Source organism: Pseudoalteromonas sp. B62, assembly GCF_037162565.1.
In the GTDB taxonomy this organism is placed as follows: Bacteria; Pseudomonadota; Gammaproteobacteria; order Enterobacterales; family Alteromonadaceae; genus Pseudoalteromonas; species Pseudoalteromonas fuliginea.
In genome coordinates, this window is the sequence record NZ_JARLVB010000002.1 from 2,423,901 (window position 1) to 2,437,739 (window position 13,839).

At 39.1% G+C, this 13,839-nt stretch carries 9 protein-coding genes and 2 pseudogenes; 10 read left to right on the forward strand and 1 reads right to left on the reverse strand.

What is annotated here, in order from left to right; translation table 11 throughout:
• The first annotated feature begins 80 nt into the window (after window positions 1–80).
• From pheS to ihfA, 3 genes are read left to right on the forward strand one after another with little or no spacing between them, the layout of a single operon-like run.
• Window positions 81–1,061: a phenylalanine--tRNA ligase subunit alpha gene (pheS, locus tag P4S71_RS15465; protein WP_007378326.1), complete on the forward strand. Its 981-nt coding sequence runs from the start codon at window positions 81–83 to the stop codon at window positions 1,059–1,061.
• A gap of 15 nt (window positions 1,062–1,076) precedes the next feature.
• Window positions 1,077–3,464: a phenylalanine--tRNA ligase subunit beta gene (pheT, locus tag P4S71_RS15470; RefSeq protein ID WP_033039153.1), complete on the forward strand. Its 2,388-nt coding sequence runs from the start codon at window positions 1,077–1,079 to the stop codon at window positions 3,462–3,464.
• Window positions 3,465–3,466: 2 nt separating this feature from the next.
• Entirely contained in the window at window positions 3,467–3,766 is a 300-nt protein-coding gene (gene ihfA, locus P4S71_RS15475; RefSeq protein ID WP_002960690.1) for an integration host factor subunit alpha, read from the forward strand.
• 78 nt (window positions 3,767–3,844) lie between these two features.
• On the opposite strand, the gene P4S71_RS15480 is transcribed toward ihfA, so the two are convergent.
• Window positions 3,845–4,645 carry a DUF2989 domain-containing protein gene (locus P4S71_RS15480; RefSeq protein ID WP_096793394.1) on the reverse strand — a complete coding sequence of 267 codons (801 nt, stop codon included), beginning with the start codon at window positions 4,643–4,645 and terminating at the stop codon, window positions 3,845–3,847.
• 142 nt (window positions 4,646–4,787) lie between these two features.
• Here P4S71_RS15480 and P4S71_RS15485 point away from each other — a divergent pair, with 142 nt between their 5' ends.
• From P4S71_RS15485 to P4S71_RS15515, 7 genes and pseudogenes are all read left to right on the forward strand, one after another.
• Window positions 4,788–6,230 (forward strand): glyceraldehyde-3-phosphate dehydrogenase, encoded by a 1,443-nt coding sequence (locus P4S71_RS15485; protein WP_007378329.1) that lies wholly within the window; start codon window positions 4,788–4,790, stop codon window positions 6,228–6,230.
• A gap of 217 nt (window positions 6,231–6,447) precedes the next feature.
• Window positions 6,448–7,575, forward strand: coding sequence for a M14 family metallopeptidase (locus P4S71_RS15490; RefSeq protein ID WP_337150951.1), 1,128 nt, complete (start codon window positions 6,448–6,450; stop codon window positions 7,573–7,575).
• A 376-nt stretch (window positions 7,576–7,951) separates the two neighbouring features.
• Complete coding sequence (locus P4S71_RS15495) at window positions 7,952–9,454, forward strand: alanine/glycine:cation symporter family protein (RefSeq protein ID WP_337150952.1); 1,503 nt, start codon at window positions 7,952–7,954, stop codon at window positions 9,452–9,454.
• 139 nt (window positions 9,455–9,593) lie between these two features.
• Window positions 9,594–9,919, forward strand: a pseudogene (locus tag P4S71_RS15500) (hypothetical protein).
• Window position 9,920: 1 nt separating this feature from the next.
• On the forward strand, window positions 9,921–10,202 hold the full coding sequence (locus tag P4S71_RS15505) for a YeaC family protein (protein WP_007378333.1): 282 nt from the start codon (window positions 9,921–9,923) through the stop codon (window positions 10,200–10,202).
• Window positions 10,192–12,873 (forward strand): DUF349 domain-containing protein, encoded by a 2,682-nt coding sequence (locus tag P4S71_RS15510; RefSeq protein ID WP_337150953.1) that lies wholly within the window; start codon window positions 10,192–10,194, stop codon window positions 12,871–12,873. Before P4S71_RS15505 ends, P4S71_RS15510 begins: the two co-directional genes overlap by 11 nt.
• A 365-nt stretch (window positions 12,874–13,238) precedes the next feature.
• Window positions 13,239–13,792, forward strand: a pseudogene (locus P4S71_RS15515) (DUF1439 domain-containing protein).
• The last annotated feature ends 47 nt before the right edge of the window (window positions 13,793–13,839 follow it).

Genomic DNA, 13,839 nt, shown 5'->3' on the forward strand with positions numbered 1-13,839 from the left:
TCTAGAATCTAGACCCTGCTTTCAGTTATCATAAGCTATTACTTAACAGCAATCACCTTCTGTGAAAGATCAGGTATCGAATGAACTTAGAAAACATATTAGCGCAAGCACTTGAGGCGGTAGCCAGTGCCAGTGAAATCGCGCAGTTAGAAGAAATCAGGGTTAATTACCTTGGCAAAAAAGGCGAAATCACAAGCTTGCTTAAAACGCTAGGCAAAATAGCACCTGAAGAACGTAAAGAAGCAGGCCAAGTTATAAACCAAGCTAAACAAGATGTACAAGCTGCTATCAACGAAAAGCGTGAATTGCTAGCAAGTAAAGCACTTGAAGAAAAGCTAGCTGCTGAAACTATAGATGTAACTCTACCTGGGCGTGCTATGCCTACTGGCGGTTTACACCCAGTTACGCGCACTATTGAGCGCATAGAAAGCTTTTTCGGTGAGTTAGGTTTTGAAGTTAAATCTGGTCCAGAAATCGAAGACGATTTTCATAACTTTGATGCGCTAAATATTCCAGAGCACCATCCAGCACGTGCTGATCATGATACCTTTTATTTCAATCCTAAATTAGTACTACGTACACAGACAAGTGGCGTGCAAATTCGTACTATGGAAACTGAGCAGCCACCACTGCGCATCATTTCACCTGGACGTGTATACCGTAACGATTACGATCAAACACATACACCTATGTTTCATCAGGTTGAAGGTTTAATGGTTGATACCGATGTTAGCTTTACTGAGCTAAAAGGTATTTTGCATGATTTTTTACGTAACTTTTTTGAAGAAGATATGGAAATTCGTTTCCGTCCTTCATTCTTCCCATTTACAGAACCTTCAGCTGAAGTAGATGTTATGGGTAAAGACGGTAAGTGGTTAGAAGTACTAGGCTGCGGCATGGTACATCCAAATGTACTTAAGTCTGTGGGCATTGACCCAGAAAAATACACCGGCTTTGCTTTTGGTATGGGTGTAGAGCGTTTAACTATGTTGCGCTATGGCGTAAACGATTTACGTGCATTTTTCGAAAATGACTTAAAATTCCTGAACCAGTTCCGTTAAGAGTGAAACAATAAAATGAAATTTAGTGAAAAGTGGTTAAGAGAGTGGGTAAATCCTGCTATTGATACGCAAGCTCTTTCGGAACAGCTTTCAATGGCTGGTCTAGAAGTTGATGGCGTTGAGCCTGCTGCGGCCAAATTTAATGGCGTAGTTGTGGGTGAAGTTGTTGAATGTGGGCAACACCCTGATGCAGATAAACTACGTGTTACCAAAATTAACGTAGGTGGCGATGAGCTACTTGATATCGTATGTGGTGCAGCAAATTGTCGTTTAGGTATTAAAGTTGCTGTTGCAACTGTGGGCGCTGTACTTCCTGGTGACTTTAAAATTAAAAAAGCTAAACTACGCGGTCAACCTTCAAACGGAATGCTATGTGCTTTTGTTGAGCTAGGTATTAGCGAAGAAGGCGACGGCATTATGGAATTGCCAAGCGATGCACCAGTAGGGACTGATTTACGTGACTACCTAGGTCTTGATGACAACATTATAGATGTTGATTTAACGCCAAACCGTGGTGACTGCTTAGGTATAAAAGGTCTAGCACGTGAAGTAGGTGTTTTAAACAGCATTGACGTAAGTGTATTAGATATTCCTGCGGTTACGCCAACAATTGATGACAAAGTATCAATTGAGCTAGTTAACGAAGATGCATGTCCTCGTTACCTTGGCCGTGTGATCAAAGGCATTAACCTTGATGCAGAAACACCACTTTGGATGGTTGAAAAGCTACGTCGTAGTGGTGTACGTTCAATTGATCCAGTAGTTGATGTGACTAACTATGTATTACTTGAGCTTGGTCATCCAATGCACGCGTTTGATTTAAATGCGATTGAAGGTGGTATTAAAGTTCGTAGTGCAAATGCAGGTGAAGAACTTGTTTTATTAGATGGTAATACCGCTAAATTAAACGACACAACACTTGTGATAGCCGATCATAACAAAGCACTTGCAATTGCGGGTGTTTTTGGTGGTGAGCAATCAGGCGTTACAGATAAAACATCTGATATTTTACTCGAAAGTGCATTTTTTAATCCTGTTGCAATTGCAGGCCAAGCACGTAGCTACGGTTTGCACACTGATGCTTCACACCGTTATGAACGCGGTGTTGATTTTGCTCTGCAACACGATGCAATGGAACGTGCGACAGCACTTCTTCTTGAAATAGTAGGCGGTCAAGCAGGTCCTGTTGTCGAAGCTGTCGCAGCTGACAAACTACCAAAAGTGACTGAAGTACGCCTTCGTCGTGCACGTTTAGACCGTGTTATTGGCCATCATATTGAAGATGCTAAAGTAACCGATATTCTTACGCGTTTAGGACTTGATGTAAAAGTAGAAAATGATAGCTGGAGTGCTGATGTACCAAGCTACCGTTTTGATATTCGCATTGAAGAAGACTTAATTGAAGAAGTAGCACGTGTTTACGGTTACAACAGCATTCCTAATGTTGCGCCTACAGCAAAACTTAAAATGACGACACATAACGAAGCAACGATTGCGCTTAGCAAGTTCCGCAATACGTTAGTGACTCGTGGTTACCAAGAAGCAATTACATACAGTTTTGTAGACCCTAAGGCACAAGCTATTTTGCATCCAGAATGTAAAGCAATGGTATTACCGCACCCTATTTCAATTGAAATGTCGGCAATGCGCGTAAGTTTAATGCCGGGTTTATTAGCGTCTGTAGCGTATAACCAAAATCGCCAACAACCTCGTATTCGTTTATTCGAACATGGTCTTAAATTTATAAGCGACGAAAGTGCAGAAAACGGTGTTTACCAAGTACCGGTTATTGGTGGTGTTATTACTGGTCTTGTAAATGGTGAACATTGGGTTGAAGAGAAACGTAATGTTGATTTTTATGACCTAAAAGGTGATGTTGAAGCCTTACTTGCAATTACCAATGACGTTACTCGTTTTGAAATTAAAGCAGAGCAGTCAGATGGGCTTCACCCTGGTCAATCAGCAGTAATATATGTTGATGGTAAAAAGGTTGGCTTTTTTGGCGCTTTACATCCACAAGCTCAAAAGTTGTTAGATATCAACAACGCAACTTTTGTTTTTGAAATTGAAATGTCAGCAATAGAGAAAAGAAATTTACCGCAAGCAGAAGGGGTGTCTAAATTCCCTTCAAATCGCCGCGACATCGCGATTTTAGTGGCAGACAGCGTTAAATCGGGTGACATTTTAAGCGTGATCGAAAAAGTTGGCGGAAATCAATTGGTTGACCTAAACTTATTCGATGTGTATAAGGGCAAAGGTATTGAGCCAAATTATAAGAGTTTGGCGATTGCTCTAACACTGCAAGCGGTTGATAGAACACTCGAAGAGAAAGATATCAATCTAGTAGTTGATAACGTGGTGGCCGAATTGGCCGAACAGTTTAATGCATCGTTGAGGGACTAGATATGGCGCTTACTAAAGCCGACATAGCTGAACACCTATTTGAAAAGCTCGGGATCAATAAAAAAGATGCCAAAGATTTAGTTGAAGCGTTTTTTGAAGAAATCCGCTCAGCGCTAGAAAAAGGCGAGCAGGTTAAGCTCTCTGGATTTGGTAACTTTGATCTTCGAGACAAAAAAGAAAGACCAGGCCGCAACCCGAAAACAGGCGAAGATATTCCTATTTCGGCGCGTCGTGTGGTGACCTTTCGACCAGGTCAAAAGCTTAAAACCCGCGTAGAAGTGGGCACAAGTAAAGCAAAATAAAAAAAGGCAGCGTAAGCTGCCTTTTTATTTTACATGAATAAGCTAACTAAAAAGTTAGCTTATTTTTATACTAATAAATTAAAACTCTCTAGGTGATACAAACTCACCGTTTTGTATTTGCAAATATGTTTGCTCTGCAAGTATATCTAAGCTGTCTAAGCTTTTACCGCTACTAATTAGTTGATGTTCTATTGGCAGCAGTTCAATATTTTCAATACCGAACATTTGGGCCACTTTAGAAAATATATATGCATGCTTAAATTTATCATGTTTATAAAACAGGCTAATTAATGAGGTAAGGACTTCGGGGTTAGGTACGGTGTCTTTTTTATTTAACTCTAATGTTTTGTAGAGTAAATCAATGGTTTTTTCATCATCGAATTTAATGTAATACGACGCTAAGAAAAATTGCATTTCAGCACTTTGTGTCACACTCGTTTCGTTTTCTAGCGAAAGAAGTTTAGTTAGTGCACTTTGATTATTATTGCGCGACCAATGGTAATAAAGTAAACCTGGGTGGTTAGTATTTTTAGTATCTCGGTATAAGCGTGTTATTTCTTTAATACTAGTTAGTTGTCCATCAATACGAGAGGTTGTTTTTTCTTTGAGTTTTACGTGCTCGATTTTTGCAGCCAATGTTATGCATTGATTGTAATCTTCAAATCCTTTAAGTAATTGGTATTTATTTTCATCTGTCGGGTCTTTATATTCTGTGTAGCGTTTTATAATAACCTCTGCGCGAGGCTCCTTACAGTGGCTATCTTTATTTAGATCGGCACAAAACCCTGGTGTTTCTTTGCATACCTTTGAGAGTGTCAACTGATCTCCACACCCAGTTAGGGCTACCAACCCTAGTAAAACACTTGCTTTTAGAAACATCCCTTAACCCCAAATGAATATATACCCTCCTATTCTAGCTCAATCATTTAACTCCTAACAGTAGAGAATAACGTCAGATTAAATTAGAATGGCAGTGCCCATTTGGGCTATCCGTTCAAAATGTTTAACTTAGGTAAATAAAATGACCTCATCTCACGAGTTAGAATACACAAATAGTTGGCAAGAGCGCCAAGATTACGCAGAAAGTATGCAACCAATCATTGGTAAGCTTTACCGTAATCGTGGTATTGAAATTGCGGTATATGGCCGTCCTCTCGTAAATGCCAGTACTATCGATATTATCAAATCTCACAAAACCGTTGCTCAGTTTGAAGGCACTAAATTACGTTTGCGCGAAAGCTTCCCATTTTTAGAAGCTATCAGCAAAATGGAATTAAACTCTGCACGTATTGATATTGGTAAGCTTGCATATAGTTATTTATTCACTGAAGCCGCAAATGGTCGTTCAGTCGAAGAGTTTGTTAAAGACGAACTTGCAGAAATAGCTGATTTACCAGCGAAAGAACCACGCGATGTTGTGTTGTATGGTTTTGGTCGTATTGGTCGTTTACTCGCGCGTTTATTAATTGAAAAATCAGGTCCATATTCAGATTTACGTTTGCGCGCTATTGTTGTGCGTGGTGGTAAAGATGGTGATCTTGAAAAACGTGCAAGCTTATTGCGTCGCGATTCAATTCACGGTCCATTCAATGGCTCAATCACGATTGATAAAGAACGTAATGCAATTAAAGCTAACGGTAGCTACATTCAAGTTATTTACGCTAACTCTCCTAGCGAAATTGATTACACCCAATACGGTATCGACAATGCATTAATCGTTGATAACACCGGTATTTGGAAAGACGAAGCGGGCCTTGGCCAACACCTAGAGTGTCAGGGCGCTGCAAAAGTATTATTAACAGCACCAGCAAAAGGTAATATCAAAAACATCGTATATGGTGTGAATAACAAAGATATTTTACCTGAAGATAAAATTGTTTGTGCAGCAAGCTGTACAACCAATGCAATTACACCAACGCTTAAAGCATTAAACGATAAGTTTGGTATTAATAATGGCCATGTTGAAACTGTACACTCGTACACGAACGATCAAAACCTTATTGATAACTACCACAAAGCAGAGCGCCGAGGCCGCGCCGCAGCACTTAACATGGTAATTACTGAAACGGGAGCTGCAAAAGCGGTTTCAAAAGCATTACCAGAGCTTGAAGGTAAGTTAACAGGTAATGCTATCCGCGTACCTACGCCTAACGTATCGTTAGCTATTTTAAACCTTAATTTAGCAACAAGTACTTCTGTTGAAGAGCTAAACGCATTTTTACGCGATACAGCACTTCATTCAGACTTACGTGATCAAATTGATTACACTGCATCAACGGAAATTGTATCTACCGATTTAGTCGGTAGCCGTTACGCAGGTGTTGTTGATTCACAAGCAACAATTGTTGAAGATAACCGTATTGTTTTATATGTATGGTACGACAATGAGTTTGGTTACAGCTGCCAAGTAGTACGTTGTATGCGCGATATGGCCGAAGTGTCATTCCCAAGCTTACCTCGTTAATTTGTTTGCAGTGACGTAAAAGCCAGCATGTTGCTGGCTTTTTTGGTCGTGTATTATTTTTAAAGCGTATGCCTTGTGATAGGCTTTAATTATTCAAATGTTAGCAATGCTCAGTTTTTATTAGTATTGCAATATTTTACTACGTGTATTTAATACCAGTAGTGTTAGTTCTGCAGAGTAAAAAGCAGATAAACTTATTCAACCTAAAGGTTTTTCCATGAAAATCAGCAGCAATTTCGACAGTGGTAATATTAAAGTTATTGAAGCCACCGATCCTTTAAATATTCAATTAGAAATTAATAAAGATCATCAGTCTGAATTTTATCAGTGGTTTCACTTTCGTCTTGAAACAACACCTTACCAATTGCATAAGTTAAATATTAATGAGCTTGATAAATCAGCTTACCCCGATGGTTGGGAAGGGTATCAAGCCGTTGCATCATATGACCGCCAAACATGGTTCCGTGTACCATCAAGCTATGAAAATGGCACATTAAGCTTTGAAATTGAACCAGAGTGCGGCAGTGTGTATTTTGCTTACTTTGCACCATACAGTTACGACCGCCATTTAGATTTATTATCTTGGGCACAAAGCCAAGGCGCTTGCCAATTAATAACGCTTGGTGAAACACTCGATGGCCGTGATATGAGTGTGCTTAAAATTGGTGAACCAAGAGAAGACAAGAAAAACATCTGGATCACAGCACGCCAACATCCAGGTGAAACAATGGCGCAGTGGTATGTAGAAGGCCTATTGCACAAACTTCTTGATGACGAAGACCCACATGCTGCAGCGCTTCTATCAAAAGCAGTATTTTACGTTGTGCCAAATATGAATCCAGACGGTAGCGCACGCGGACATCTTCGTACTAATGCTAAAGGCGTTAACTTAAACCGTGAATGGCAAACACCAAGCATGGAAGATAGCCCTGAGGTTTACCTAGTGCTAAATAAAATGCGCGAAGCTGGCTTAGATATGCACCTAGACATACACGGCGATGAAGCGATTCCGTATAACTTTGTGGCAGGCAGTGAAGGTATTCCAAGTTACGATGCACGCCTAAAAGGCCTTGAAGATAGCTTTAAAGCTGCGCTTTTAACGATTACTCCAGAGTTTCAAGATGAGCATGGCTATCCAAAAGATGAGCCAGGCCAAGCTAACCTTACGGTAGGTTCAGCAGCAACCGCTGAAGAATTTAAAGCATTAACGTACACAATTGAAATGCCATTTAAAGATAATAACGATTTACCTGATCCAGACTATGGCTGGTCAGACCGTCGTTCGTATCAATTTGGTCAAGATACGTTAGCGGCAATTGTTAATGTTGTTGATAATTTAAGATAAAACATTTATTTGAAGGGTATCAATAGTTTTGATGCCCTTTTTGTTTTTAGTAAAACCCCTTTACAAAAAATAATAATCATATACCAACTTCATTCCAAAACGTTTTTAACGTTTCTTCGCCGCGTATCATCACCGTATCGGTACAAATCAATCTACTTTCCTTTAAATACTGCTGATATAGTGCCTTGCAATAGCTAAGTAATTATATATTTTGAAAATTAAGTGTTAACAACCTTGGGGTACTTAAGTTAATATTAATTAAATCATGAGTCGGGGCGGAAGAGGTGAAATCTTATTTCGTAAAGCTTATGTAGCGTAGTAGCTAAAACAGAGTCTCGTAATTAAAAAATAATAAATATAACTATAGAGGATATCCATGGAAGCTTTTGTAAGCGCTGTTAATGATGTTGTTTGGAGTAATGCACTCATCTATTTATGCCTAGGCGCAGGCTTGTTTTATTCAGTACTAACTAGATTTGCTCAAGTTAGACATTTTAAAGAAATGTGTAAGTTATTATTTAGTCCTAACACGTCTGATAAAGGTATCTCATCTTTTCAAGCCCTTGCAGTCTCATTGTCTGGACGAGTAGGCGTCGGTAATATCGCTGGCGTTGCAGCGGCTATTGGTTTTGGCGGACCAGGCGCTATTTTCTGGATGTGGGTTGTTGCTTTTCTAGGCGCAAGTACCGCATATGCAGAATCTACTTTAGGTCAAATTTATAAAACAGAAGAAGACGGGCAATACCGTGGTGGCCCAGCGTATTATTTTGACCGTTGTTTAGGACAAAAATGGCTAGCTATTTTATTCGCTGTTTCGGCAATTATAGCATGTGGTGTCTTTCTGCCTGGCGTACAAGCAAATGCGGTAGGTAATGCGTTTACCCAAGTGTTTGGCACTGGCAACATTGTTTCTACTAGCTTTGGTGATGTAGGCAGCTTTAAATTAGTCGCTTTAGCAATTATTCTTATTGTTTTGGCATTTATTATTTTCGGTGGTATAAAACGTATTGCGAACTTTACGCAAATTGTAGTGCCATTTATGGCGCTTGGTTACATAGTACTGGCATTAATCGTGGTATTTTTAAATTTAGATAAAGTGGGCGATATATTTTATTTAATTATTAGTGATGCATTTACTGCGCAGGCAGGTTTTGGTGCCGCTATTGGTTGGGGCGTTAAACGTGGTATATATTCTAATGAAGCTGGCCAAGGTACTGGGCCTCATGCAGCAGCTGCAGCAGAAGTTGATCACCCTGCTCAACAGGGTTTAGTACAAGCTTTTTCTGTTTATGTTGATACCCTCTTTGTATGTACAGCAACTGCATTAATGATTTTAATAACGCAGCAATACAATATTGTGGGTGAGCTACCAGCAGGGCAATTTATTGTACAAAATGTTGATGCAGCCACTGAAGTGGGATCAGCAGCCTTTACTCAAATGGCTCTATTTAGTGTATTTGGCAGCTTTGGACAAGCATTTGTCGGTATTGCATTATTCTTCTTTGCCTTTACCACAATACTTGCTTATTACTTTATTGCAGAGACTAATATTGCTTACTTAAATCGTTATTTTAAGGGCAGTATTCCGCTTGTTCTTGTGAAGTTTGTAATTATGTTTATGGTTGCATACGGCATGGTAAATAATTCAGGTTATATTTGGACTATTGGTGATATTGGCGTTGGCTTAATGGCTTGGATTAACATACTCGGTATTTTAGCCATTTTCTTCGTAGCTAAGCCTGCTTTGCTATGTTTGAGCGATTATGAAGAACAAAAGAAAAAAGGCGGAAAAGTCATATTTGATCCAGTTAAATTGGGTATAAAAAACGCCACATTCTGGGAAAAACGCTTAGAAAAGCAGTCAAAAGACGCAGAGTAATTAAACTTAGTGGGCAACTTGGAAAATTATCGCCCCTAAATTAGTTATTGGTTTGAATTCAAAAAAGACAACGAGAAATAAAACACGTACAATAAAGGCGCCGAAAGGCGCTTTTTTTATGCGTAGTATGGAGAGAAGTATGGCGATTATTCGTTGCCCAAAATGTGCAAAATCAATTTCAGATAAACATAAGCAATGTCCGCATTGCGAAAGCAATATTACAGAGCTAAACGACGAGCAAGTTTTACAACTTCAGCGCGAACAGCGAATTAAAAAAAGCAGATGTTTATAAATCACTCCTTTTTGGCGCTTATCTTATTTTTAGGTGGTTTTTTCTGTTTGTACTTTTTACAACCGCAAGAAGAAACACTGCTGTGGTACGCTTACACCGCCGCAATTGGCGTAGGGTGTATTTGGTATCTTATAAACCGTATTGTTTTAGTGACTCTAAAAAAGAAAAAATGACATGAACATCGACAATCTTGTACAAAATATTACTCCCGAATTATTCGAACGCTTACAATACGGTGCCTCTACTGGTAAATGGCCAGACGGTACCGTTTTATCAGATGAGCAAAAGCAACAAACAGTGCAGTTGGTTATGTTGTATCAAGCAAAAGTGGCTCAATCAAACGAGCAATTTACGATTGGTGCTAATGGTGAGATGATCCAAAAGACAAAAGCTCAACTACAAAAAGAATTTAAATCAGACAACGAAATAGCTAGGTTTAGTGAACATGATCTTTAAGCACCTTTTTACACCAAAATGGAAACACCCTAAGCAACAAGTACGTCTTGATGCTATCGAAAAATTAGACATTGAACGTGATGCAACCATATTAAACACGTTAGCACTTGAAGATAGCTCCGCTGAAATACGCCGTAAAGCGCTCCAAAAAGTGAACGACTTACCACTTTGGTGGAAAGCATATAAACAAGATCAAGCATTAAAAGATATAGCCGAGCTACAAATATCTAATGCTGTTTTAAATAGCGAAAGTACGCTAACAGCAAAAATTAAAAACGAATACATAGAGCGTTTTGCACCCGTTAAAACACTTGAAAAGTTAGCGTTTGCAGAAAAAGAGCTGCAAGTACGCGTTAAATTACTGAAACGTTTAGCAAATCCAAAACTAGTAGAAAAAGCATTTAAAGAAGGTAGCGAAGAGCTACAAACTCAATTAGTTGAACTTGTTATTACTCATCAATTAACTAAATCATTAGTAAAGCATGCAAAGGGTGGTGCAAAAGCAGCACTTGAAACGCATATTGAAAATGAACGTTTAGCAATTGAAATGCCACTTGAAGTTGAAAATGCAACACGTGTTATTTTAGCTAAATTAAATGCTTTACGTGAAAAAACAGATTTTGGTATTGTTAATCCACAAGCGAGCGATTTAATCGCTCAGTGGCAAGCACTTGAGCTTAAATGGTTAAGTGATGAGCGCGTTAAGCTGCTTGACGAAAAATATACTTCTATCACCACTAAGTTAGATACACACATTGAACAGCTAAAAGCGGTACATGACAAAGAGCAGCAGCAATTAGCGCAACAACAGCGTCAATTATTAGCACTTGCAACACTTGAAGCTTTGGGTGAAGAAATAGAAAATGCACTACAGCTTGGTCTTGAAACGCCAGAGCAAATTCAACAAGATTGGCTTGATGCAAAAGTAGCGCAAGCTAAGCAAGCTATTAGCGAAACAGAATTTGCTAATAACGCACAATCAAAACTCGCTGTAAGCAAGTTAGAAAAACTATTTACTCAAGTTGCTAAGTTACCTGAGTTAACAACTGCTATTAAAGAGTACAAACTCGCTTTTGCAGCGCTATGCGAAATTACGCCAGCAGAAGATTTGACGCAATACGATGCAACTTTAACTGAATTTAATAATGGCTTTAAAGCAGCGCGTAATCATTTAAATATTTTAGATGGCGCACTACAAAGTACGTTTAAAACACAGTTAAATACGCATAAAAAGCAATTTTTAGCACCAATGAGTGAGCTAGTTAAGCCACTTGAAAAAAACCAAAGCCAAGCAAAACGCAAAGCGCGTGATGTTAAACGCCTAATTGAAGAGGGTCGTTTTAATGTTGCTTTTGGTGTGTTTAAAGGCTTTGAAGAGTTATTTAATAAACTTACTGAGCAATATCAACAGCCGCTTGTAAACATAAAAGCGGAACTTGAAACGCAACTTGCAGATGCTAAAGATTGGCAAAAATACGCAGCAGCACCAAAGCGTGAAGCCTTATTAGAAGAAGTAAGTGCATTAGTAAGCGAAGAGTGTACAGACCCACAACAACGCGCAGAGCAAGTAAAAGCGCTACGTAAACGTTGGAATGAGTTAGGTCGTTTAGATACAGATGAAGAAAAGCAACAAGGCGTGCAATTTGATGAACAAATCGAGCTGTTATTTGCGCCTTGCCGTAGTTACTTCGCAGAGCAAGAAGTGCAACGCGAAGCATCAAAAGCACAACGTGAAAGTATTATTAACGACATGCATGCGCTCCATTTACAGCCAACTGCTGAGGATGACTTTGATTGGAAGCAATATGAAAGCCAATACAATCGTTTAAATAAAGCGTGGCGCAGTGTGGGTAAAGTTGACCCTAAAACATACCGTACACTAAACGATCGTTATAAAAATGAACAACAACTAGTATTGGCTTTATTAAATGCATTTCATAAAACTAACGCCACACTTAAAAACGAACTAGTAGAAAAAGCGCAGCAATTATCACAAAGTGATGATTTAGCGGCTGCATGCCAAGAGTTGAAGCAAATGCAACAACAATGGCAAGCTATCGGTTTTGCAGGTTTGAAAGCTGAAAATGCGTTATGGCAAAAGTTTCGTCAGTTTAACGATGAAACATTTACCAAGCGTAGTAGTGAGTTTGAGCAGCAAAAACTTGAGCAAAACGAGTCAGATAAGCAAGCCGTTGCAGAACTTGCTGAACTTGAAGCAGCATTGAGTGATGTTAATCAAAGAGCGCAGTTGCACGACCTTGAAACAAAAGTGAAAGGGTATACACAATTTAGATCGTTAGCGCCAAAGGTTACTAAGCTACTAGCTGCTATTGACGATAAACTTGCATTGCTTACAAGTAAATCTGAGCAAGCTAATTTAGATGCATTAATTACTGCACTTGAGAATAATGAAGCATTACCAAGTCAGTATCAAGCACCGCTTAAAACAGCGTTAAATACCGAGCAGCTTATTACGCGCATGGAAATACTAGCGAACGTAAGTTCAATCGATAAGTCACTTAGAATGGCAGAACAAGTAGCCATGCTAGATGACAAACATCGTGGCGATCATGCTGATTTAAACTATTATTTAAAACAGTTATTAGCGCTCAGTGACGGTTCAGTTGAACCTGACACACTAACGCGACTTAAAGCGACACTTGCAGCTTAATACACTAGGGCGTGTTGACCTTTCGTGGTTGAATTTGCAGCAGACTGTTTGGCATTTAGCCAAGGCAGAGTCTATGTAGTGTGGTTATTCCCCATAAATAGGCGATAACGCAGCATAAATGCCAAACATGCGCTGCCCTTTGGTTCTTTCTAGGGACGATTAACTCTTTGTTGCTCGGTTTTTACTTAGTCCGCTAGGTTACAAACCTCACGCCGTGATTAAATCGACCCTAGATTGAACAAATTTCAATCCGCAAAGGTCAACACGCCCTAGAACCAGCATAATATGTGCTGGTTACTATTTTACTAAGCCGCTTTAATAGCGGCTTTTTTATGTATCACTAATTCATAAACAAAAGGGTTCTCATGAGAATTTTAGTTATTATTGCAGCGTTATTTTTAACTGCCTGTAATACCACGCAAGGCATATCAGTATATTCATTTACTAACTCTGAGGTTGAATCTGTACTGGGTAAGCAATTACCAAAGTTAAGTGAAAAAGTAAGCTTAATGGGTTTACCCGTTCAGTTTGATGTAAACGACTTAAGTGTCAACATTGGACCTGATAACCGCGATGTTGTTGTGCTTGGTGCTGATTCAAGCGCTGAAATTAATGCATTCGCACTTAAATACCCAGTGCGTTTAAAGCTACAAATTGAAGGAAGCCCATTTTACGACAGTGAGAAAAAGCGGTGTTTTTACGTAATATTAAATTACTTGATTCGAGTGTAGATGCCGGTGGTTTTAAAGGTAATTTAGGTGCACTTGATAGCCAAGCAATGGATGTTATTAATGCTTTTTTAGCGGTTAACCCAGTTTATACTCTAAACATGGATGACCCTAAAATGATGCTACTTAGTAAACTTCCACTTGATATGAAGGTGGTTGAAGGCGCAATTAAGCTAGTACCTCGTCTATAAGTAGATCGACCTACTTACAATATACGTATTAATTAGCCTGACTTTCA